Origin of the sequence: Nitratidesulfovibrio termitidis HI1 (assembly GCF_000504305.1) — a bacterium.
Taxonomy (GTDB): Bacteria; Desulfobacterota; Desulfovibrionia; order Desulfovibrionales; family Desulfovibrionaceae; genus Cupidesulfovibrio; species Cupidesulfovibrio termitidis.
In genome coordinates, this window is record NZ_KI632512.1 from 3,448,575 (window position 1) to 3,471,620 (window position 23,046).

18 protein-coding genes are annotated in these 23,046 nt (G+C 63.0%); 11 read left to right on the top strand and 7 right to left on the bottom strand.

Features of this window, described 5'->3' with window-relative positions:
- The first annotated feature begins 9 nt into the window (after window positions 1-9).
- Entirely contained in the window at window positions 10-1,179 is a 1,170-nt protein-coding gene (gene pstA, locus DESTE_RS13760; RefSeq protein ID WP_035068201.1) for a phosphate ABC transporter permease PstA, read from the top strand.
- Window positions 1,180-1,277: 98 nt separating this feature from the next.
- On the opposite strand, the gene DESTE_RS13765 is transcribed toward pstA, so the two are convergent.
- The 3 genes from DESTE_RS13765 to DESTE_RS13775 all read right to left on the bottom strand — a co-directional run bounded on the left by DESTE_RS13765 (window position 1,278) and on the right by DESTE_RS13775 (window position 4,617).
- Entirely contained in the window at window positions 1,278-1,913 is a 636-nt protein-coding gene (locus DESTE_RS13765) for a papain-like cysteine protease family protein (protein ID WP_035068202.1), read from the bottom strand.
- 379 nt (window positions 1,914-2,292) lie between these two features.
- Window positions 2,293-2,808, bottom strand: coding sequence for a hypothetical protein (locus DESTE_RS13770; RefSeq protein ID WP_035068203.1), 516 nt, complete (start codon window positions 2,806-2,808; stop codon window positions 2,293-2,295).
- A gap of 576 nt (window positions 2,809-3,384) precedes the next feature.
- Window positions 3,385-4,617, bottom strand: coding sequence for a Fic family protein (locus DESTE_RS13775; RefSeq protein WP_035068204.1), 1,233 nt, complete (start codon window positions 4,615-4,617; stop codon window positions 3,385-3,387).
- Window positions 4,618-5,103: 486 nt separating this feature from the next.
- On the opposite strand from DESTE_RS13775, the gene DESTE_RS13780 reads away from it, so the two are divergent.
- The 5 genes from DESTE_RS13780 (at window position 5,104) to ahcY (ending at window position 11,163) form a co-directional block, all read left to right on the top strand.
- Window positions 5,104-6,087 (top strand): AAA family ATPase, encoded by a 984-nt coding sequence (locus tag DESTE_RS13780; RefSeq protein ID WP_035068205.1) that lies wholly within the window; start codon window positions 5,104-5,106, stop codon window positions 6,085-6,087.
- Window positions 6,088-6,206: 119 nt separating this feature from the next.
- Window positions 6,207-7,640, top strand: a complete 1,434-nt coding sequence (locus DESTE_RS13785) for a vWA domain-containing protein (RefSeq protein ID WP_051384474.1) — start codon at window positions 6,207-6,209, stop codon at window positions 7,638-7,640.
- Window positions 7,641-7,642: 2 nt separating this feature from the next.
- Window positions 7,643-8,101, top strand: a complete 459-nt coding sequence (locus DESTE_RS13790) for a hypothetical protein (protein WP_035068206.1) — start codon at window positions 7,643-7,645, stop codon at window positions 8,099-8,101.
- A gap of 433 nt (window positions 8,102-8,534) precedes the next feature.
- Entirely contained in the window at window positions 8,535-9,476 is a 942-nt protein-coding gene (locus tag DESTE_RS13795; protein WP_035068207.1) for an ArsR/SmtB family transcription factor, read from the top strand.
- A 247-nt stretch (window positions 9,477-9,723) separates the two neighbouring features.
- The gene (ahcY, locus tag DESTE_RS13800; RefSeq protein ID WP_035068208.1) at window positions 9,724-11,163 is read left to right on the top strand and encodes an adenosylhomocysteinase; all 1,440 of its coding nucleotides are present in this window, start codon (window positions 9,724-9,726) and stop codon (window positions 11,161-11,163) included.
- A gap of 75 nt (window positions 11,164-11,238) precedes the next feature.
- Here ahcY and DESTE_RS17705 read toward each other — a convergent pair whose 3' ends face one another.
- The gene (locus DESTE_RS17705; protein WP_156925368.1) at window positions 11,239-13,782 is read right to left on the bottom strand and encodes an NACHT domain-containing protein; all 2,544 of its coding nucleotides are present in this window, start codon (window positions 13,780-13,782) and stop codon (window positions 11,239-11,241) included.
- A 236-nt stretch (window positions 13,783-14,018) separates the two neighbouring features.
- Here DESTE_RS17705 and dhaK point away from each other — a divergent pair, with 236 nt between their 5' ends.
- The 3 genes from dhaK to ptsP all read left to right on the top strand — a co-directional run bounded on the left by dhaK (window position 14,019) and on the right by ptsP (window position 18,609).
- Window positions 14,019-15,083: a dihydroxyacetone kinase subunit DhaK gene (gene dhaK, locus DESTE_RS13810; RefSeq protein WP_035070451.1), complete on the top strand. Its 1,065-nt coding sequence runs from the start codon at window positions 14,019-14,021 to the stop codon at window positions 15,081-15,083.
- Window positions 15,084-15,441: 358 nt separating this feature from the next.
- Window positions 15,442-16,074, top strand: a complete 633-nt coding sequence (gene dhaL, locus DESTE_RS13815; protein WP_035068210.1) for a dihydroxyacetone kinase subunit DhaL — start codon at window positions 15,442-15,444, stop codon at window positions 16,072-16,074.
- Between the two features lie 3 nt (window positions 16,075-16,077).
- Window positions 16,078-18,609, top strand: coding sequence for a phosphoenolpyruvate--protein phosphotransferase (gene ptsP, locus DESTE_RS13820; RefSeq protein WP_035068211.1), 2,532 nt, complete (start codon window positions 16,078-16,080; stop codon window positions 18,607-18,609).
- 357 nt (window positions 18,610-18,966) lie between these two features.
- Here the strand turns inward: ptsP and flgM are convergent, their stop codons facing one another.
- Window positions 18,967-19,278 (bottom strand): flagellar biosynthesis anti-sigma factor FlgM, encoded by a 312-nt coding sequence (flgM, locus tag DESTE_RS13825; protein WP_035068212.1) that lies wholly within the window; start codon window positions 19,276-19,278, stop codon window positions 18,967-18,969.
- 46 nt (window positions 19,279-19,324) lie between these two features.
- The gene (locus DESTE_RS13830; RefSeq protein ID WP_015946213.1) at window positions 19,325-19,741 is read right to left on the bottom strand and encodes a DVU0524 family FlgM-associated protein; all 417 of its coding nucleotides are present in this window, start codon (window positions 19,739-19,741) and stop codon (window positions 19,325-19,327) included.
- A gap of 548 nt (window positions 19,742-20,289) precedes the next feature.
- On the opposite strand from DESTE_RS13830, the gene DESTE_RS13835 reads away from it, so the two are divergent.
- Window positions 20,290-20,955, top strand: a complete 666-nt coding sequence (locus DESTE_RS13835) for a Maf family nucleotide pyrophosphatase (RefSeq protein WP_051384475.1) — start codon at window positions 20,290-20,292, stop codon at window positions 20,953-20,955.
- Between the two features lie 81 nt (window positions 20,956-21,036).
- A complete protein-coding gene (locus DESTE_RS13840) occupies window positions 21,037-21,555 on the top strand; it encodes a phosphatidylglycerophosphatase A family protein (RefSeq protein ID WP_051384658.1) in 519 nt (172 codons plus the stop codon).
- A 258-nt stretch (window positions 21,556-21,813) separates the two neighbouring features.
- Here the strand turns inward: DESTE_RS13840 and DESTE_RS13845 are convergent, their stop codons facing one another.
- Window positions 21,814-22,578: a LysE family translocator gene (locus DESTE_RS13845; protein WP_035068213.1), complete on the bottom strand. Its 765-nt coding sequence runs from the start codon at window positions 22,576-22,578 to the stop codon at window positions 21,814-21,816.
- Window positions 22,579-23,046: the final 468 nt, after the last annotated feature.

Genomic DNA, 23,046 nt, shown 5'->3' on the forward strand with positions numbered 1-23,046 from the left:
GGGGGCAGCATGGCATCATTGTTCGGCATCGACGAAAAGAAACTGCTGCGCAGGCGGCGCGCGGCCGAAAGGCGCTTTCGCCTGTGCGCCATTTCCGCGCTGTTCCTGGCCGGGGCGTTCCTGGTGTTCTTCCTGTTCGACATCACCATGAAGGGGTACCCCGCCTTCCAGCAGGCGGAACTGCTGGTGACCGTGAACTACACGGCCGAGGCGCACGACAACCCCTACGCCGCCATGGATCCGGACACGGTGCAGATTGTCTCGCGCAGCTTCACCCGGCTCATCCCGTCCATGATGGCCGAGAACAGCCGGCTCATCGGCACCTCGCAGGAACTGTGGGTGCTGGCCAGCGCGGACACCGACCAGTACATGAAGGGGAACCCCAACCGGCTGCGGCCCAGGCACCAGACGCTGGTGGACACCATGCGCCAGGAAGGCAGGGCGCGGCTGTCCTTCAACTGGGGGTTCTTCGAGGCGGGCGATTCCAAGCTGCCGGAACTGGCGGGCATTCGCGCGGCGGCCATCGGCTCGCTGTACGTGCTGCTGATCACCCTGGCCATCAGCTTTCCCGTGGGGGTGATGTGCGCGGTGTATCTGGAGGAATTCGCGCCGGACAACCGGCTGACCCAGATCATCGAGGTGAACATCAACAACCTGGCGGCCATCCCGTCCATCCTGTACGGGCTGCTGGGGCTGGCCATCTTCATCAACTTCATGGGCGTGCCCCGTTCGTCCGCCATGGTGGGCGGGCTTACCCTGTCGCTGATGACCCTGCCCGCCATCATCATCAGCACGCGGGCGGCCATCCGGTCCATTCCCCCGTCCATTCGTGAGGCGGCACTGGCCCTTGGGGCCACGCCGTTGCAGGTGGTGTGGCACCACGTGCTGCCGCTGTCGCTGCCGGGCGTCCTGACCGGCACCATCATCGGCCTGGCCCGCGCCATGGGCGAAACCGCGCCCCTGCTCATCGTGGGCATGATGGCCTACATCCCGGAAGCGCCGGAAAACTTCAACAGCGCGGCCACGGTGCTGCCCGCCCAGATATTCACCTGGGCGTCTGATTCGCAGCGGGCCTTTTCCGAACGCACCGCAGCGGGCATCATGGTGCTGCTGGTGTTGCTGCTGGGCATGAACGCCACGGCCATCTGGCTGCGCAACAAGTACGAGCGCAAGTGGTAGGGGCGGCGCGAGCCGCGCTTGGTGCTAGGAAACAGGCAGAGATGCACGAACGGCGGCCCCACAGGGGGCCGCCGTTTTCATGTTCTGCGCACGGGAAATCAGCCGTTGGTATAGACGGACAGCAGAAAGCCCACGCGGTCGGAGTATTCGGCCATGTCGAGCGTCTTCAGTTCCGCATCGGCGGGGTCGATGATCGTCAGCTCCGAAAAGGCCACGCCCCTGGAGGGCGGCAGGAACGGCAACAGGGGATTGACGAAGGAATAGCGCGCGCCCACCACCAGCACCGCATGCCCGACGCCGGTTTGCTGGTTCGTTATGCCGAGCATCACAGGCTGGTTGTTGCCCAGCGTCTTGACGAGATGCATGGCTCCCGCCTCGGTGAGCGTGGTGTTCACGAAGCCCATGGAACGCAGCATGTCGGCCACGCTGCCCGCCTTGCCTGCGTCGTCGGTCTTGCTCTTGTACCGTGCGACGATGGTCTCCTGGTCGATGTATCTGCCGTCGCGCGACCCGATAAGACACTGGACGCATGCCGCCCAGCAGTATTCCTCGTCCTTCTGTTTTTCCGGCTTTGCTATCTGTGTACAGCTGATGGTGTAATCGTTGGTTCCAATGCTCTGGGACTTATACATGAAGTTGGTCTGCGGGGTGACGGTAATGGCCTTGCCATTCACCTTGATCTTGCTGCTCAGATCGTATGCCGCCTGGAAAGCGTTGCTGATCTCCTTGCGCATGTCATGCTGCTTCGACAGGATATCCACATTGTATGTCTTTCTGTAATATTCGACGGAGGTGATCCGTTGTTCCAGTGTCGGAACAGGGATGGGCCCCACCGTGGTCATTCCCGTGGTGACGCAGCCGCTCAAAAGGATGAGGAGGACGAGGGCGGGTAAAAATGACGGCGCATGCATGTCACTGGCCCTCTTGCCGGGTGGCGTCCTGCGCGGCTTGCCCCGCATGCTGCTGGGAGGTGGAGGTTGTTCCCGCAGGTTTCGGAGGATTGTAGGCGAAAGGTTTGCCGTACGTTCCGCATCCGGCGAGCGTCGCAAGCAGAAAACATGCTGCGAGACATTTCATTTTCATGACAAGGCCCTCCCGGTTTTTGATGGTTGATCAAGAGTTGTATTTTTTCCTTCTTGTTTCCTGTACTTGCATGAGCATTTTCTTGAGGATATCCTCGTAGATATCCTTCGTTGTGGTGAATTGGTCGTCCAACGCCCTGCGTGCCTGAGCGCACTGGGAGATTTCCTGGACGTGCATGTTGAAATACACGTCTATATTCCGTTCAAGGGAGACGATGTCTTCGGATATCGGGTCGTGAGCGGACATTCTGGAAAAATACACCTTGGCCATGGCGCAGGCCGCATCATAGGGTTCCGTCATCGTGACGGAATTGTACGTCTTGGAGTGTTCCCTGCGGGTTTCCACGTCGTCGGGGCGCTGTCCGCATGCAATGCCAAGCTCAAGATCCTTGACCTGCGACATCAAATTCATCGTCGTTGTAATCGATTTGGAGAAATATCGTATTGTGTCTTCCTGCTTCTGCAGAAGTTCGAGCTGATAGCGTTCTTTTGATTCACGTTCGCTCATGACCCACGGAAACAGAATACTGACCAGCATGGCGGTCATGAGGGGAGTATTCAGTATCAACAAGGTGGTAATGAATTTTTTGGATGAACAGCACGGATGTGAGTGTGCATCATGAGGATGTAATGGGCAGTTGCGTATGCTCATGGTTGTGCAGGGGGTGTTTCGATTTCTATTTCAAGGCGATTTGTCCGGAATGGACGCTAATTGTTTATGAGGTGCGCATTGCTATGCAGATTTTCAGATGAATAATGTGTTTGAAATTTACTATAAATACAAATTGTTGCAGTGTGTTTATGGCAAGATGTATCGTGCTGCATGCCTGTGTTGCAGGCATGAATGAGCCATGCGCGCACGACAGCCAATGCAGAACATATTCTCCAAAGGGTGATGTTTGCGGTAGTATGCCTTGCTTCAATACTTTATTCAATATCTATTTTCATATATCCGTATGATCGTTTGCCATGGAACAGACTCTGGGGGGCCAGAGTCATCCTGCTTTGGAAACGGCGTTGATCGGGATGGCGCGGGCCGCGCCCGGTATCGTCCGCCCCATGTGACGACGAACGGCGGCCCCGAAGGGGGCCGCCGTTTTCGCGCGCGAGGGGAGGGGGACGGCTACAGCGCGGGGCCGCCCACCACGGCGTCGGGGAACAGGGGGGGGAAGAGATCGGAAAGGGCAAAGGTGGGCAGGGCCACCCGCACCGGGGCCACATGGGTGGCTGCCTGAAGCAGTCCCGTCCGCAGCAGCAGGCTGAGCACGCGGCGGCCCGTGCGCTGGCTTTTACCGAGCACCATGGTGGCCATGCCGCGTTCCAACTCGCCGGTTTCAAAGACCAGGGCCAGCAGGCGGGCCACCAGCGCCGCGTCCTCCGACCGGAGGACGCCCGCCGCCTGGGGAATGCCCACAAGATGCCGATGCACCACGGTCTGGTAGCGCAGGGCGATGTTCCGGACGTTGAGGCTGGCGGCCATGAAGCTGATCTGGTCCAGGCAGGTTTCGAGGACGAACGCGCAGAAGTCCGCCAGGTCGACCAGGCCGAAGCGGCCGTCGCGTTGCGGGTCGGCGGCGTTCAGGTGGATGAAGTACCCTGCCCGGTCGCGGGAGATGCCGCGTGAGAAGGACCAGGCGCCGCTCTCGTTGATTCCGGCCGCGCGCAGGTAGAGTTCGGTCAGCAGGCGCACCACGCGGCCGTTGCCGTCACGGAAGGGGTGAAGCCACGTCAGCCTGTGGTGGCTGGCGGCCGCCGCGATGAGCCTGTCCAGTCCGTGGTGGCGGTCTGGCGCGTATGCTTCGGCAAACTGGCGCATCAACCCGGGCAGGTCGCGGGCCAGCGGGCCGTGGATGCTGGCCCCGCCGTCCACGGACACTTCGCGGTCGCGCAACTGGCCGGGCGTCACGGAAATGTCGGTGAACCGGCCCCCGGAATGCACATACTGGTGCGCCTCGGGCAGGTGGCTGAAAAATTCGCGGTGCATGTCCAGCAGGAAGTCCGTGGAGCAGATGTCGCGGGGCGCTTCTGCCAGTTGCCGCAGCAGGGCTGACTCCGTTTCCACGTGGGCGAGGCCCAGTTCCTGCGCGTAACGGCGTTGGTCGTCGGGCGAAAAGCGCTGTTGGTACGCGGCCTCGATGGCGAAGATGGACGTCCTGCTGCCTTCGATCAGGTTGCTGTGGTAGCTGTTCAGCAGTTTGACGCGCTCGCGCAGCGTATCCGCCGTCAGTGGATGCAGGCTGCCGTCCAGTTGGGCGGAGGCGCGCACCACCGCCAGCGCCTGATCGCGCAGTTCATCAAGGTGTTGCCCCTCGGGCAGGACAGGAGCCAGCGTGGCCGGTATGTTGTCCGGTTTCATATGCCGAATATATAGGGAGATACGAACAAAAAGGCAATGTGTTTTGGCCGGTTCATTGGCCGGTTCGTAGCGTGGGTTTGGGGAGGAGGATTCGCCCGCCCACGGCAGCGGGAGAAGACGGTTGCGACTTTTGTTGACTTCGATTTTCATTTTCAATACACAGGGAGTGCCGCCGACGTGGCCCACCCGGCACCGATGACGCCGCCCCCCTGCGTCACGGAAGCGAGACAAACGGGCCGCAACCCCCATCGGCGTCACGCCTGCTCCGTGGCTGTTCCGCATTGTGCCTTAATCCGGCGGGATGCGGCGGCGGCCCGGCAGGGCGGCGTGCCCGGCATGTGCCTTCCCCCAACATGGTGTCCGTCCAATACGCCTCGCTGCGGGGTTTGCCGGGTGCGCCGCGCCTTACGGCGGCGTTGTCCGGCTTCGTCGATACCATCTGCCGCCGTCCCCCCTTCTCGCCATTCCTTCACCCCCGGAGCCTTCATGATTCCTTCCCAGATTGCTCGCGCCCTTGCCACGCTGGTGGCCATTCGCCGTCCCGTGTTCCTGTGGGGTGCGCCGGGCGTGGGCAAGAGCCGGGTGGTGGCGCAGGTTGCCCACGACCTTGGCATGGACCTGCGCGACATCCGCGCCGTGCTGCTGGATCCCGTGGACCTGCGCGGCCTGCCCACCATCGACGCCGCCGGGCGCGCCCGGTGGTGCCCGCCCTCGTTCCTGCCCGATGACGGACGGGGCATCCTGTTTCTGGACGAACTGAACGCCGCGCCGCCGCTGGTGCAGGCTGCCTGCTACCAGTTGATTCTGGACCGCCAGCTTGGCGAGTACCGCCTGCCCGATGGCTGGGCCGTGGTGGCGGCGGGCAACCGCGAGCAGGACCGGGCGGTAACCCACCGCATGCCCACCGCGCTGGCCAACCGCATGGTGCACCTGGACTTCGAGACGGACCTCGACGACTGGCTGGGCTGGGCGCAGACGGCGAACATCCGTTCCGAGGTCACGGCCTTTTTGCGCTTTCGCCCGCGCCTGCTGCACGACTTCGACCCCGCCGTGGCCGATCGCGCCTTTCCTTCGCCGCGCACCTGGGAATACGTGTCCGACATGCTGGCCGCCGGGCCTGACGAGGCCGTGGAATACGACCTGGTGCGCGGGGCCGTGGGCGAAGGGGCCGCCGCAGAATTCGCGGGATTTCTGCGGGTGTGGCGCGACCTGCCGGAGCCGGACGCCGTGCTGGCCGCTCCGCATGACGCCCCCGTGCCCGACGAGCCTGCTGCCGCCTACGCCATCTGCGAGGCGCTGGCCCGCCATGCCGCGCCCGACACCATGGATGCGCTGGTCTGCTACGCCGACCGCCTGCCCGTGGAATTCGGCGTGCTGCTGATGCGCGATTCCGTGCGCGCCGACACCACGGTGGTGGAAACGCCGTCCTTCGCGCGGTGGGCGCAGGCCAACGCCCACGTGCTGCTGTGAGCGGGGCCGTGCATCCGGAGATTGCCGACTTCCGGCCCGGCAGGCGGGGCGTTGCACCGGTTGTTGCGGGTTTGTCGGGGGAGGTGGCAGGCGGTGTGTCCGCCGGGGGAGCGCACGGTGTGGGCGCTGCGCACGTCACCGCCGGGGTGATGACCTCTTTCCCCGCCGCCTCCGTCGCCCCCGAATCCCCCGACCCTTCTGCGCTCGCGCTGGAAACCGAGGCCCACGGGCGCATGCTGCGCGCCCGCGCCGCGCTGGTGCTGGATCACCCCTTTTTCGGCTCTCTGACCCTGCGCCTGCATCTGAAGGCGGACCCCGCCTGCGACGGCCTGTGGACCGACGGCGTGACCCTGGGCTTCAACCCGCGCCGGGTGGCCGCCCTGCCGGACGCCATGGTCACGGCCATGCAGGCGCACGAGGTGCTGCACGTGGTCTGCGGCCACCACGTGCGCCGTGACGGGCGCGACGAGGGGCTGTGGAATCGGGCCTGCGATTACGCGGTGAACGGCATCCTGCTGGACGCGGGCTTCACCCTGCCCGCCGGGTTTCTGGACGCGCCGGAACACCGGGGCCGCACGGCGGAAGACATCTACGCCGTGCTGTCGCGCATGCAGGAAGAAGAGAAGGGCGGCGGCACGGGCGACAAGGCCCAGGGCGAGGCCGAGGCCAGCGGCGCGCGTTCCGGCGCGTCCGGCGGCCAGCCGGAAGACGCCCCGGCCACGCAGCGCCGCAGCGATCCGGAACAGGCCCCGCCGGAACTGCCGGAAGGGGACGACGCCGACGGGCGCGGCGGCGACCGCACGGGCGAGGGCGAAGGCCGCGACAACGTGGAAACGTCCTTTTCCGGCGAGGTGCGCGACCATCCCCAGTTGCAGGGGGACGCGTCCGACGCCGCACGCCGCCGGGCAGAGCGCGACCTGCGCATCGACCTCGGGCAGGCGGTGCAGGGGGCGCGCTTCATGGGCGACCTGCCCGCCGGGCTGGAACGTCTGGCCGGGCAGGCCCTGCATCCGCCGCTGGACTGGCGCACCCTGCTGCGCCGGTTCATCTGCCAGTGCACGGCCAACGACTATTCATGGACGCCGCCCAACCGGCGCTACGTGCACATGGGGCTGCACCTGCCGTCGCTGCGTTCGCAGGACCTGCCGGAACTGGTGCTGGTTATCGACAGTTCCGGCTCGGTGGACGACGTGTCGCTGGCGCGCTTCTGCGGCGAGGTGTCTGCAATATTGCAGGATTTCGATACCCGGCTCACGGTCATCTACTGCGACTGCGCCGTGCAGGAGGTGCTGCACCTGACCCGCTGGGACCTGCCCCTGCGCCTGACCCCGCGCGGGGGCGGCGGCACCGACTACCGCCCGGCCTTCGCCCGCGTGGATGCCGACGGCCTGCGCCCGGCCTGCCTGATCTGCCTGACCGACCTTGAATGCAACCGTTTTCCCGTGCCGCCGCCGTACCCGGTGCTGTGGGCGTCCACCCGGCCCGTGGGGGCGGGCAGTGGCGACGACGCTCCGCCCTTCGGCGAGGTGCTGACCCTGCACGAAGGAGCCTGACCATGCGCATAGAATGGCGCATCGACAAGCAGCGCGGCAACCTGCGCCCCGTGCTGCGCTATACCGTGTCCCTTGAACCGCACGAAAAGGCGCTGGCCGTGCCCCCGGTGCGGGTGCAGTCCACCATTCCCGAGCCGCCCGATTCGTGGCGGCCCCACTGCTACCCCGGCGAAAGCGAACGCGCGGGCGAGGCCCCCAAAGGCGCGTACGTGCTGGATGCCCCCTCGCATGCGGGGCGCGAGGCGGAAACCACGCTGCGCCTGCCCTGGCGAGAGGACAACGCGTACCCGGAGGTGGAGGCGTCGTTCGCCTTGTTGCGTGACGCCTGCGAGGCGCAACTGACCAGCGCCCACGCCAGCGAACCCATGACCCTGCGCGGTGAACTGCGCGCCACCGAATCCATGCGCCGCCACATGGCTCCGGCGGTGGTGGCCGAGCGGTTGTTGCGTCTGGCCAGGTAGATGGTGTCGCCACGAGTGTCTTTCTGCCCTCTGCCTGCGTCAGAACAGCGTTGCATTCCGGTCGGATACCATAAAAGCGCGCTGCGGTCCTCTTCCGTAAGGCTCGTAAACTCGCCTAACGGGAGAGGCATACTCCCTTCATGAAAGCTGTCCTTCCCTGGCAGAGAACAGAAATCCTGCTCGTGACGACACCATCCAGGGGCCGTTTCCAACGCCTATTCCTTCACCTGCCGCCTTCACGGTGCGGGCTGTGCCCGTCTGCGCCGCCCCATGCGTCCGTGCCGATGCATGGGGCGGTCGCGCGCTGTATGCGCCGGAGCGGATACTTGCAAATCAAGTTTTCTTGATGTATGGATATCAAGGCATCCGGAAACGGTGCCCGGCGCGTGGAGAACCATGTGTCATACTTCAAGAAATACTGCGCGGGAATCCCATGTCGGCAGCACTCGACTACTTCAAGGCCCTATCCGACGACACCCGAATGCGGCTCATGCACGTGCTGAACAAGCACGAGCTGAACGTGAACGAACTGGTTTCCATCCTCGAAATGGGCCAGTCGCGGGTGTCGCGACACCTCAAGATACTGACTGGGGCGGGGCTGCTGGTCTCGCGTCGCGACGGGTTGTGGGTGTTCTACGCCGCCCCGGCGGAAGGTGAGGGCCGCGACTTTCTGGACGCGGTGGCCCCCTTCATAGCCGAGGACATGACCCTGCAGGGCGACATGGCCATGGCCGAGAAGATCATCGAGGAACGGGCGCTGAAGACCCGCCAGTTCTTCAACGCCATTGCAGAGGACTGGGACGAACTGAACCGCGAGGTGCTGGGCGGGTTCGATCTGGCGGGCGCGGTGGCGGAAGCCATGCCTGCCGCCAGCGCGGATGGCGTGCCCGGCTGCCGCGTGGCCGTGGACCTGGGCTGTGGCACGGGCACCGTGCTGGAGCGCATGCTGCCCCGCGCGCAAGAGGTCATTGGCGTGGACGGTTCTCCGCGCATGCTGGAAATGGCCCGCCGCCGCCTGTCCGACGCCGGGGCGCGCGTATCCCTGCGCATCGGCGAACTGGATCACCTGCCCCTGCGCGACGGCGAGGCGGACTTTGCCTCCATCAACATGGTGCTGCACCATCTGTCGGAACCGGTGGCGGCCCTGCGCGAGATTGGCCGCACCCTGCGCACCGGCGGGCTGCTGTTCCTCAGCGATTTCGACCACCACGACAACGAACGCATGCGCACCGACTATGGTGACCGCTGGCTCGGCTTCGACCGGGCCGCGCTGACGGCCCGCCTTTCCGAGGCGGGCTTTGTCGTGCGCCGGGCCGACCTGCGCGAGGTGAGCAAGGGCCTGTCGCTGCACCTGATCGTGGCGGAGAAGTCGTAGTCGGCGCGGCTGGCCCCGGCTTGATGGAATCGGCCAGTTCCGGCCAGTTCCGGTCGGAGCCGGCCAGCAGAAATACGTCGCCCATCGACAACTATACTCCCGCAGCATGCCGTCCACAGGTACAGTGGGCGGGCAGATTTCCGGGGCGTGCGCGCTACGCCGCACACCCGATGCACGCCGGGCCGCATTCCGCATGCTGCGCCGGCACACCGCAACAGCAACCAAATCCTTCCCTACGGAGGCACAGATGACCGATGCCAAGCGGGCGCAAGCCCTGGACCTTTCCCTTGCCAACAAGGTGGCCGACATGGCCCTGGCCGACTTCGGCCACAAGGAAATGCAGCTTTCCGAGCGCGAAGTGCCGGGGCTGATGGAACTCATTCGCATGTACGGTGTCAGCAAGCCGCTGAAGGGCCTGCGCGTCACCGGTTCCCTGCACATGACCATCCAGACGGCCATGCTCATCAAGACGCTGTACGAGTTGGGCGCGGACATCCGCTGGGCCTCGTGCAACATCTTCTCTACCCAGGATCACGCGGCAGCGGCCATTGCCGATTCCGGCATGGCCAAGGTGTTCGCCTGGAAGGGCGAAACGCTGGAAGACTACTGGTGGTGCACCGAAATGGCGCTGACCTGGCCCGACGGCAGCGGCCCCGACCTGCTGGTTGACGACGGCGGCGACGCCACCCTGATGATCCACAAGGGCGTCGAGGTGGAAGGTAACCCCGAATTGCTCAAGCAGGCCTACGACAACAAGGAATTCCAGATCATCATGGATCGCCTTGCCCTGGCCTACCAGAACGATCCGGGCCGCTGGCAGCGCGTGGCCGCCCGCGTGCGCGGCGTTTCGGAAGAAACCACCACGGGCGTGCACCGCCTGTACCAGCTGGAGCAGGAAGGCAAGCTGCTGTTCCCGGCCATCAATGTGAATGATTCCGTGACCAAGTCGAAGTTCGACAACCTGTACGGCTGCCGCGAATCGCTGGCCGACGGCATCAAGCGCGCCACCGACGTGATGGTGGCGGGCAAGGTGGTGGTTGTTGCGGGCTACGGTGATGTGGGCAAGGGCTGCGCCCAGTCCATGCGCGGCTTTGGCGCGCGCGTGCTGGTGACAGAAATCGACCCCATCTGCGCCCTGCAGGCCGCCATGGAAGGCTACGAAGTGACCACCATGGAAAAAGCCGTGGAAGAAGGCGACATTTTCGTCACCGCCACCGGCAACTACAAGGTCATCACCGGCGCGCACATGGAGGCCATGAAGGACGAGGCCATCGTCTGCAACATCGGCCACTTCGATAACGAAATCGACATGCACTACCTGGAAACCACCCCCGGCTGCACCTGCCTGAACATCAAGCCGCAGGTGGACAAGTGGACCCTGACGTCGGGCCGTTCCATCATCGTGCTGGCCGAAGGGCGCTTGGTGAACCTGGGCTGCGCCACCGGCCACCCCAGCTTCGTCATGTCCAACAGCTTCACCAACCAGACCCTGGCCCAGATCGAACTGGCCACCAACCCCGACCTGGAACGCAAGGTGTACATCCTGCCCAAGAAGCTGGATGAACAGGTGGCCCGCCTGCACCTGGCCCGCCTGGGCGTTATCCTGACCACCCTGACCAAGGAACAGGCCGACTACATCGGCGTGCCCGTGGACGGGCCGTACAAGCCGGGGCATTACCGGTACTAGGCGAAGACGGGATTGAGAAAATGCGAAACCGCCTCCGGGAAGGAATTCCCGGAGGCGGTTTAGTTTGCTGTCTAGCTAGGGAAGGCGTTGAAGAGCATCTTTGTCGAGATATTTTTCAAAGAAGCTTTTGAAATCAGTATGGATTGCTCCATTGTTACAGAACGCTTGAATTGCAGGCCAGTATTTTTTGGTTACTTTTATAACATTCCCTGGTCCTGTTTTTGATTTGGCAACAATGGTGATAATGCCTTTTGTTTGGAGAAATTTGACGAATTCTTTTGCAAAGGGTCTATATATGATATCTGTCCCTTTTATGAGAGATATGTCTTGATGCGTTCCTGAAATTCTAGACTGCAATGTTCGTGTTACCTCACGCGCTGCTTCATACCAAGGTTGTCCAGCAAGCGGATTAAGGTCATCTGTCTTGTCTATAATAGCTCCGCTGGAGTATAGCCATTGACGAGCGTCTTTTCCTGTTAAGATAGAGGATGTATTTGTTATGAATTTGTCGTATGCGTATATGCTTTCAATGTCAGATCCAGAGAAATCCGTTCCTGTCATTAGCGAGTTATCAAACATCGCGCCGTCAATGATTGATCCATGAAAAGATACATTTCTAATGTCTGCATTCCGGAAATCAGTATCTAGTATGATGCTATTCTTTATAGAAGCGTGGGACAAATCGTGACCATTGAAATTGTATCCACTAATGTCGATGTCTTCAAGTGCTGGTGATTTCCCGAGAAGCTGATGCCAATTCGGTGTTTCCTTTGTTGCTATGCGGTATAGTATCTTGAAAAGCATGTTGCGATATGATGGTAATTTTGATGTGGTATATGCAGTGATCATTTTTTCTTTTGCGTAGCTGTCCTCTTTGACTTTGTCGGCAATGAAATCTCCAATTAAGTCCGTTATGACTATGTCTTGAAAGTTGTCATAATGTGTCTCGTTTTCAATAGAGTCGCAAATAGCATCCGCGACAAGGTATTCTCTGAGGCTTGAGTGTGAAAAACCTACTTTTGATTCTGTATCTAATTCGTCAACAGGGATGTCAATTTGTCCAGTCGTGTCTCGGAATTGTCCCTCTGTGGTCAGGCCTGAATGTCTTCTGCATATTCTATAGTAGCTTTCAAGGAGCTGTTGTGGAGTGTCTGTTCGTCTGAGGTCGTGTTCAAAGAGCCGTTCAACAAGCTTGCGAATTGTTGCTGGGGGTGCAAAAGCATCGCCGCCTCTCTGCTGCAGGATTAAGGCGAGGTTTCTTAAAAAAGTAAGGCGGTCAGAATGGCTGAGACTTCCTATTCCTTGGTCTCTGAGCAAGAGGTTGTTAATTACAATCTGATATATTGTTGCTTGTGTTAAATCGGATGCATTTTGGGGGATAAGTGCTTCAGGTGTGAGATTTGTGTCTTTTTCAGTGCTCACAATGGTTTCTGCAACACTCGTGAGAAGTCTTGCGATTACAGCGCGTTGCGCGATGTTGTCGAGTGTTGAAAACTTATGGAATAGACCTATAAGTTTCTTATAGGCATCAGAGTTCGCTCCGAGGACGATCTGGAATAGTTTTTTCCTTTGCTCATATGTTAAATCGGAGATCCGTGCAAATTGTGTAGTTTCAATTTGCGCCTTGAGTGATTTTGATAGTGCACTTTGCTGTGTTGCTTCAATCTTGTCGAACGGGTGCCGTGAATTTCTTCCGTCTGATTCTGGGACTAATATTCGTTCAGATTTGCTTTCAAAGTAATTCGGCCTGCTTGTCATTATCGCTTTGCAGTTTTCTGATATCCCGGATAGTAATTCCTTTAGGTTTTCCCGTATCGTCTCTTGCTTTAAGTGCTGTGCCATTTCGTCAAACGAATCAAGCAAAAAAACAACCTTTCCTGAATTCATTAAATATGCAAATGCATCATAGTGAACGCCTGATAGGCGGTAAGTGTCAAATGTTTTGAGAATAAGATTTTTAAAATCAAAAGCTTTTGTGAAGCTCTGCAATGGGATGAAGAGTGGGAGCGGTGAAGTGTTTGGATTTGATTTGTAGTCAGAGATAAGTTCGTAGAGGAGCTTCTTTAGTGTCCATGATTTGCCAACGCCGTAATCCCCAAGTACTGTTAACCATCGACTATCGCCCTCAAGCCATCGTTTTAAAAATGAAATAGATGGTTTGCTATCCTTGTGTGACCCTTCGTAATGGATGGTGTTGGGTTGATATTCTTTTTCTATTATTTCGCGCTGTTGATCAGATTCTATGTGCAATACATATTGGTCGAAATTTACAAGCCTACTTAATAGGTTTTGTAGGCTGTATATGTCAATTCCTCTGCTTTCTGCGTATCCATTTGCTTCTGGTGTGTAGCCATTCGTTGAAACATGCATAAGTACAGCTTTGTCTTTAAACGTTTCTTTTGCAGATTTTAATTTATCAATATCACGTTGTAGTTTTTCAACTCCAACGGGTTTTGCGTAGTCAGCGCATTCTATGACAATGATTTTACGCACAAGTCCCTGAAGTTCTTGTGCTATCACATCAATCTCGCGGTGATTTATGGCGATGCTAGTTGTTACTTTATGTCCACTGATTTCAAATAAATGAGCCACCGTTGCGACTAGTTTTGTTTTGTCCATTTTGCCCTTCTAATTTTTGGGATATGGCTGTTTATCAAAAAAATATAGTTTTTCATTTAAAAGATCAAGTTTTGTAAAACAGCAAATAACACTGGGTACACGGGGTTGATCTTTGTCAACGCCCTGACGCTACCTCATCCGCTACCTTCTTCCCTCTGCCCCGTTCCCACCGCTTCGGAAATCGCGTAGGGTCAGGCGTGACTGTCCCTAACGAGCAAAACCCACGAGGCATGACCATGAAGAAATTGATCAATGCAGTGGAAAACGTGGTTCGCGAACAGTTGCAGGGCATGGCGGCGGCGCATCCGGAACTGCGGGTGAACATCGACCCGCATTTCGTCTGCCGCAAGGAAATACCGCAAGGCAAGGTGGCCATCGTTTCTGGCGGCGGCAGCGGGCACGAACCCATGCACGGCGGTTTCGTCGGCCACGGCATGCTGGACGGCGCCTGCCCCGGCGAGGTGTTTACCTCGCCCACGCCCGACCAGATGTACGAGTGCGCAAAGGCCGTTGATCGCGGCGCAGGCGTGCTGTTCATCGTCAAGAACTACACCGGCGACGTGATGAACTTCGAAACCGCCGCAGAACTGTGCCACGCCGACGGCGTGAAGGTGCAGAACATCCTTATCGACGACGACGTGGCCGTGAAGGACAGCCTGTACACGGCTGGCCGGCGCGGCGTGGGCACCACCGTGCTGGCCGAAAAGATCGTGGGCGCGGCGGCGGAAGCCGGGTACGACCTCGACAAGTGCGCCGACCTGTGCCGCAAGGTGAACCAGTATGGCCGCTCCATGGGCATGGCGCTGACCCCCTGCACCGTGCCCGCCGCAGGCAAGCCCACCTTCGAACTGGCCGAGAACGAGATAGAAATCGGCATCGGCATCCACGGTGAACCGGGCACCCAGCGCGCCCCCATGAAGCCCGTGGACGAACTGGTGCAGATCATGGCCACCACCATCATCGACGACCCGGCCTACACCCGCACCGTGCGCGAACTGGACCGCGCCAGCGGCCAGTGGGTGGACAAGACCCTGACCGATGCCTCCTTTGCCAAGGGCGACAAGGTCATCGCCTTCGTCAACAGCATGGGCGGCACTCCGGTCAGCGAACTGTACGCCGTGTACCGCAAGCTGGACGAAATCTGCGCGGCGCGCGGCATCTCCATCGTGCGCAACCTGATCGGCCCGTACATCACCTCTCTGGAAATGCAGGGCTTTTCCATCACCCTGCTGAAGGTGGATGACGAGATCCTGAAGTTCTGGGATGCTAAATCCGTCACCCCCGGCCTGCGCATGGGCTAGGCGGGTTGTGGTCTTTTTGCCCGCTGCCTGCGTCAGCAAGATTTTTTATTCCGGTCACGTACAATAAGAGTACGCTCCCTTCATAAAAAATGCTTGCTTCCTTGGCAGCGGACAAAAATCCGCACAACCCGCGCAGATTGCGATAGCGCAGCGCACACTGAAGCGCGGCCTGCACCAGTCAATCGCAGAACTCGCGTAGCCCGCACCAGAACAGTTTCCTTACCGACCATGAATCCCGGTCCGGCGGATGACATGCACGTCGCCCGCCGGACCGGAATCCGTAGACGCAAACGGAGGTGAGGCCGTTTTCACCGGTCCGCCACAGCCTTTGTCCACCATATTTCCACAAGGATGCCCCATGCAGATCACCCGCGATCACATCCTCACATGGCTCGCCAGGCTGGGCGACATCATGCGCGACAACCGCACGTATCTCACCGATCTCGACGCCGCCATCGGCGATGCCGACCACGGCATCAACATGGACCGGGGCTTCAGCAAGGTGCAGGAAAAACTGCCCACCTTCGCGGACAAGGACATCGGCGCCATTCTGAAGGATACCGGCATGGTGTTGCTGTCCACCGTGGGCGGGGCCAGCGGCCCCCTGTACGGCACCTTTTTCATGAAGGCCGGGCTTGCCGTGGCGGGCAAGGACGCCCTGGACGCCCCCGACGTGCAGGCCCTGCTGGATGCCGGGGTGGAGGGTGTGGTCTCGCGCGGGCGGCCCGTGCTGCACGACAAGACCATGTTCGACGCCTGGAAGCCCGCCATCGACGCCTACCGTGACGCCGTGGCGGGCGGGGCAGACCTGCTGGCCGGGCTGGATGCCGCCGTGGCTGCGGCGGAAGACGGCATGCGCGCCACCATTCCGTTGCAGGCCCGCAAGGGCCGCGCCAGCTACCTTGGCGAGCGCAGCATCGGCCATCAGGACCCCGGGGCCACCTCCACGGTGCTGTTGCTGACCGCCCTGCGCGACGTGGTGCGGGGGTAGCCCATGGTCGGCATTGTCGTGGTCACGCACAGCGCCGTGCTGGGGCAGGGCGTGAAGGAACTGGCGGAGCAGATGACGCAGGGCCGTGTGCCGCTGGCCGTGGCGGGCGGCATCGACGACCCGGACCACCCCATCGGCACCGACCCCATGCGGGTCATGGCCGCCATAGAAGCAGTGCAGCAGGGCGACGGCGTGCTGGTGCTGATGGACCTTGGCAGCGCCCTGATGAGCGCGGAAACGGCGCTGGACCTGCTGCCGCCCGAAGTTGCGGCGCAGGTGCGGCTGTGCCCGGCCCCGCTGGTGGAGGGCGTCATGGCCGCCGCCGTGCAGGCATCCATCGGGGCGGACCTTGAAACCGTGCTGCGCGAAGCGCAGTCCGCCCTGGCGGCAAAGGCCGAACTGCTGGGCATGCCCCTGACGCAGGAAGGCGGCGGGGTGGTCGAGTCACCGCCCCCGGCGGCGGGCGCATCCCCGGCAGCCAGCCATGAACTGACCCTGATGGTGCCCAACCGCCTTGGCCTGCATGCCCGGCCCGCCGCGCGCATCGTCACCGCGCTTGGCCCGTTCGTGGCCGACGTGCAACTGGCGCGTGGCGAACGTGTTGTTTCTGCCCGTTCGGTAAACCGTATCGCCACGCTGGCCGTGCGTGGGGGCGAAACCGTAACCTTCCGGGCCACCGGGGCGGATGCGGAGCAGGCCCTGAAGGCGCTGGCCGACCTTGCGGCGCAGAACTTCGGCGATTTGCCCGATGCAACCACGCCGTCCGGCAAGTCCGTTGCGGCTGGACTGGACGGGCAGGGCAAGCCCGCTGCTGCGGGTGCGCCCGCCGCCAGAGGCGGCATCCCCGCCTCGCCGGGCATTGCCGTGGGACCGGCTGTCTGGCACCGCCCGGCGTTCGACGCGCCGCCGCCGGACCTGGTGGCGGGTGATCCTGACAGCGAGGCCGCACGGCTGGACGCCGCGCTGGATGCGGCCCGCCGCGAACTGGCCGCGCTGGAACGGCGCACCGCCGCCATGGCGGGCAAGCAGGAGGCGGAAATCTTTGTCATGCACCGCCTGTTGCTGGACGATGCCACCATCGCGGGGGATGCGCGTCAGCGCATCGCGGAGCGCCGCGAACCCGCCGAGGCCGCATGGTATGCGGTGATCGACCAGGCGGCGGAAAGTTTCCGGCAACTGCCGGAAGGCTACATGCGCGAACGCGCGGCAGACCTTGTGGACGTGGGGGCGCGCGTGCTGCGCCTGCTGACCGGCGCGCCGCCGTCCGGACCGCGTCTGGACCGGCCCTCGGTGCTGCTGGCCACGGACCTTGGCCCTTCGGACATGGCCCACCTGGACCCCGCGCTGGTGCTGGGCATCGTCACCGCGCAGGGCGGGGCCACCTCGCACGCGGCCATCCTGGCCCGGTCCATGGGCATTCCGGCGGTGGCGGGCGCGGGGGCGTTGGCCGCCAGCGTGGCCGATGGCGTCACCGTGGCGCTGGACGGCGCCACCGGAGAGGTGTGGATTGCCCCAGCGCCCGATGTGCTGTCCACCATCGAATCCCGCCGGGCCGCGTGGCTGGCCGCGCGGCAGGCCGCACTGGCCGGGGCCGCCCGGCCCGCCGTGACCGTCGATGGCCGCCACCTGCACGTGCACGCCAACATCGGCACCCCCGTGGACGCCGCGCCCGCCTTGCAGAACGGCGCGGAGGGCGTGGGCCTGTTCCGCACCGAGTTCCTGTTTCTGGACCGGGCCGCCGCCCCGGACGAGGAGGAGCAGCGCGCCGCCTACGTGGCCGCTGCCGCCGCCATGCCCGGCCTGTCGGTGGTGGTCCGCACCCTGGACATCGGCGGCGACAAGCCGGTGCCCTATCTGGGCGACTTCGCGGCGGGAGAGGACAACCCCTTCCTGGGGCTGCGGGGCATCCGCTTCTGCCTCGCCCGGCGCGAACTGTTCCTGACCCAGTTGCGCGCCCTGCTGCGCGCCGCTGCCGAACATCCCCTGCGGATCATGTTCCCCATGGTGGCGCACCCAGGCGAACTGGCCGCCGCAAAGGCCCTGCTGGAAGAAGCCCGCGCCGCGCTGGCGGCGGAAGGGCTGCCGCACGGCCCGGTAGAGGTGGGCATCATGGTCGAGGTGCCCGCCGCCGTGGCCCTGGCGGACCAGTTGGCGCGCGAATCGGCCTTCTTCAGCATCGGCACCAACGATCTGGCCCAGTATGTCATGGCCGCCGACCGGGGCAACGCCGCCGTGGCCGACCTGTCGGACGCGCTGCACCCCGCCGTGCTGCGCATGGTGCGCGACACCGTGGCGGCGGGCAATGCGGCGGGCATACCCGTGGCCATGTGCGGCGAACTGGCGGGCAACGCAGAGGCCATCCCGCTGCTGGTGGGGCTGGGGCTGGACGAACTGAGCATGAACGGCCCGGCCATTCCGCGCGCCAAGGACGTGGTGCGCGGCTGCGACATGACGGCCTGCGTCAGGCTTGCGGAGCGGGCGCTGGACCTGCCCGATGCGGCAGCCGTGCGGCGCTTGCTGCGGGAAGGCGGGTAGCCGTCGTGGCGCACCGTTGCGACGTGAGTTGATACCGAAAGGGGCCGCGCGGTTGCATCACCGGGCGGCCTTTTCTGTGTGCATCGCGTGCCGCGCCGGACGCGCGGCCCCGCCGTTGTTCGGGCAGGGGCAGTGGGAAGTGAGCAGCGGACAGAAGGAGAAACGCGACAAGGCGGAACCATCGAAAAAATGGCTCCGCCTTGACGTGACATGTACAGGCCGCGCAACACCGCGCGACCAGAAAAGCCCAACGGGTGACCTGGACGGTGCGCATGCTTTCCCGCCCGGCAATCGGCCAGCGCCGACTGTGCCCGCGAAACGCGGGCCGGAAACGGGTGGGCGGGGCGCCCGAAGCCGCTAGCCGAACAGGTCCTGTTCTTCCTTGAGCAGCTTTTCGGCCACGGCGCGCGAGTCCACCTGATACTCGCCGGATTCCACCTTGCTCTTCAGCGCGTCCACCTTTTCCTGCCGCACGTCGGGCGCGGCAAGGGCTGCGGAATACGCTTCCGTGCGCAGCTTCGCCTCGTCGGAAAGGCTTACCCGGTCGCCCTGCGAAGAGGACGCGGTGTCGCTTTCCTTGCGGGCGGCGGTGCGCTTGGTCTGGAGCTCGGACTGTTCCAGCTTGGTCCTGTACGGATCCAGGTTCTTGAGATAGTTCTTGATTTCCATGGTAACCTCCCCGGGGGAGCATACCGTTTATCGGAACGTGGATGGCCTAAAGCATGGTATCGTCCACTGTTTCGAGAGCAATGTGCCATAGCCGGTCAAGGATTCTCGCCTTCTCCGCTGGCGCTACCTCGACGGGGCCTTCCGGCCCGGCGCGGAACACCTGGATGTCCAGCTGCGTCGGAGGATACGTGAAGGTGAGCGTTTCTCCCAATTCCTGTTCCAGCTTCTGCCGAATCTCTCGTACGACGGGGTTGTCGCTTCCCGCAAGCAGAAGATTCTCCATGATCTCACGAGCCACACGTTCCACCATGAATCTTCGCTTTACCTCAGGAGGAATGGCGCTTTCCTCCTCGCCCGACGCGAGACGCATGGCCTGCCGGTAGCGGGCCAGCCTGCGCGCGGTCACAAGCTGCTTGTCGTAATGCAGCAGCATGTTGCGAAGGTAAAACGAGTTCGTGGTCACGGTAGTCTCCCCTCATATCGCCTATCGGCTATCCAAAGGGGAAACTTTAGGGGGCGGACGCATTTTTTTCCGAAAAAATTTTCCGGCCAATGCGAAGAGGGAAGACCCGCCCATGCACTCACCCCTCCTATCGGCGGCTGGCGCGGAAACATTAGGTGATTTTGCGGTGTGACTGCATTCTTTTAGGGAAGGTAGGGAATGCCCCCATCATGCGTGGGGTGTACTGCATATGTACGCCGGGGTATGAATGCACTGTCGCATGGTGCTGTGGGTACATGCATGCGGTGCGGCTGTACGTGGGGCATACTTGCGCCCGGCGCTGCCATGGGGCATGACACGCAAGGCGTGCCGCCCGCTGCCCGCACGCAGCTCGTATGGGAAAGGGAGGCTGGCCAGGTTGCTCTGGCTGACCCGCAGGCACGGCTGGCGTCCTGGCAGATGCCCGGTCTCCGGGGCCCGGCTGTACCGGGAAACCGGCTGCCCGGCCTGACGTCGGGCCTTTCCCGCACAGGGCGCGACCGTTACCTTCTTTCCGGAGCCGCAACCGCATGACCGATCACACCCCGCAGACCCAGCCTTACCCGGCGGATATCCCCGGCGTTGCCACGCCCGCAGGCCCCTTCCGGGCGTTGCTGCCCGTGGTGCTGGCCTCGGGTTCGCCCCGCCGCCGCGAGTTCCTGCATTCCCTCGGGTTGCCGTTCGAGGTGTACGGCAACGGCGCGGCTGAGCCGGAGCCACGGCCCTCGGAAGCCCCGTCTGCATACGCCCGTCGCGCTGCGGCGGCCAAGGCAGCCTCCGTGGCTGCAACGCGCCCCGGCTGTGTGGTCATTGCGGCGGACACGGTGGTGGCCTTGCACGGCGAGATCATGGGCAAGCCGCGCGACCGCATGGATGCCGTGCGCATGCTCTCCCGGCTGGCGGGGCACACCCACGATGTGGTAAGCGCCTGCTGCGTGGCCCTGCCGGACGGCAGCAGTGAGATATTTCACGCCGTCACCCGCGTGACCATGTGGGATGTACCCACAACCGCACTGGCCGCCTACGCCGCCACGGGAGAACCCGACGACAAGGCCGGGGCCTACGGCATCCAGGGAGTGGGGGCGTTTCTGGTGGAATCCATCGCAGGCTCGTGGAGCAACGTGGTGGGGTTGCCGGTGGCGGAACTTGTCCGGCTGTTGCTGCATCACGGGTGCATCGAGCCGGCAGGCGAGTAGGTTGCGATACGCGTTGCAGTGGCGACACGCACGCGTCGTGTCCGCAACGCGGGACGAGAAGTACGGAGCACACCCATGCACATGACGCACGACAACGGTTCTGAAGGCTGCACCTCGCCGCGTGAAGCACAAGGTCTGGACAAGCTGGCGCTGGAAGTGGCCCGGGTGTGGTACGCCGGGCGCAGCCCCGTGGCCCCCGGCACGGTGGGGTCTGCCGTGGCCGCACTGCTGGCGCCCTGGCTGTTCCTGCCCTTGCCGCTGGGCTGGCGCGTGGTGGTGCTGCTGGCGGTGTTTTGCGGCGGGGCCTGGGCGGCGGGCCGCGCGGCGCGCGTGCTGGGGCGGTGCGACCCCGGCAGCGTGGTCATCGACGAGGTGGCCGGGCAGTGGGTGACCATGCTGCCCTTTGCCACGTTGTCGCCGCTGGGTGTGCTGACCGCCTTCGTGCTGTTCCGGGTGTTCGACATACTGAAGCCCGGTCCGGTGGGGGCCTCGGAATCGTGGTTGGATGGCGGCCCGGGCATCATGATCGACGACGTGGTGGCCGGGGCCTGCGCGGCGGCGGTGCTGGCCGTGCTGCTGTGGCTGGGGCTGCCGGGGTAAGAGGAGGCGGGGCTCCGCTGATTACGAACAATATGGCAAGTGCCGCCTGACGGCACGACGGCCCGCGTACCCGGAACCACCGGGTACGCGGGCCGTCGTGCGTTGGGTGTGCTGTGTGTCGTGCGGCGTTGTTTGTGTGGCGTGGTCCGTGCGACATGGTTCGTGCGACATGGCCCGTGCGACATGGCCCGTGCGACATGGTTCGATCTGGCAGTTGCCCGCTGACGGTGGGCAGCGCCGTGCTGCTGGCGTGGCGGATCAGCCCCGCTCGGCCAGCGCCAGCCGGACGCCCAGATACAGGAACAGCGCGCCAAGGCAGCGGTCGCCCCACCGGGCAAAACGGGCCGCCAGCGCCCCGGTCTGGAAGATGCTGCCCAGCCGTGCGGCGCCCCAGGCCACCAGCAGGTTCACCAGCGTGCCGTTGACGGTGAAGATGCCCCCCAGCATCAGAAAGGCCAGCGGGGACGGGGGCGCGCCCGCGCCGCCGCCATCCACGAATTGCGGCAGAAAGGCCAGGAAGAACAGCGCCACCTTGGGGTTCAGGGCATTGGTCAGAAACCCCTGCGCGAACACCCCTCGCAGGGTTGTCCGCGGGGTCTGGCCGGTGGAGGGGCCGCTCTGGTCGCGCCCGCCTGGCGTTGCCGCGTTGCGGGATGCGGGACCGGCGGGGGGGACGGGTACCGCCGGACCTTTGCGGGTCAGCAGCATGGTGCATCCCATGTACAGCAGGTAGGCAGCGCCCAGCAGCTTCATCACGGTGAAGGCCGTGGCCGATGTGGCCAGCACGGCGGACAGGCCGAGGGCCGCAGCCGCGATATGCACTGAGCAGCCCGCGCCGACGCCCAGCGCCGCCGCCACCCCGGCGCGCAGTCCGCATGTGCCGCTCGTGCCACATGCGCCACATGCGCCACATGCGCCACATGCGGTAGACCGGGCGATGATGTACAGCATGTCCGGGCCGGGGGTGATGTTCAGCAGTAGCCCCGAGGCCACGAACAGCCAGATGTCGTGCACGCCGTGCATGGCGTCCCTCCGATGTTTTCGCCCTCATGCTCCCCGGTCCGCCGGGCGTCAACCCGGAGCATGCCCGGAGCATGCCCGGAGCATGCCGGGCGGGTGTCCGGCAATGTGCGCCGCGCTCCTGTGGAAAATGTGTATTTCTTTTTTATAATACTGGAATAAAACTAATTTTTTTACACGTGACATGTGCGCCCGGCACAGGTCATGACCTTTGGAAAGGCGCATGGAGGACGCGCGCGGTCGCCTTGGGCGCGCGGTCGCCTTGGGCGCGCGGTCGCCTTGGGCGCGCGGTCGCCTTGGGCGCGCGGTGTGCGCAACGGTGTGCATATCTTTGATATCATGTTGAGATGAAAACCAATTCAAATACTCGGGGGAAGGATGGGATCAAGGTGACGGGAGGCCATTGGGCGGGGCGCCGCGCACCGGTGGAGAAGGGAAGGCGCCGGCCACGAAACCCGGAGCGGGGAGCGA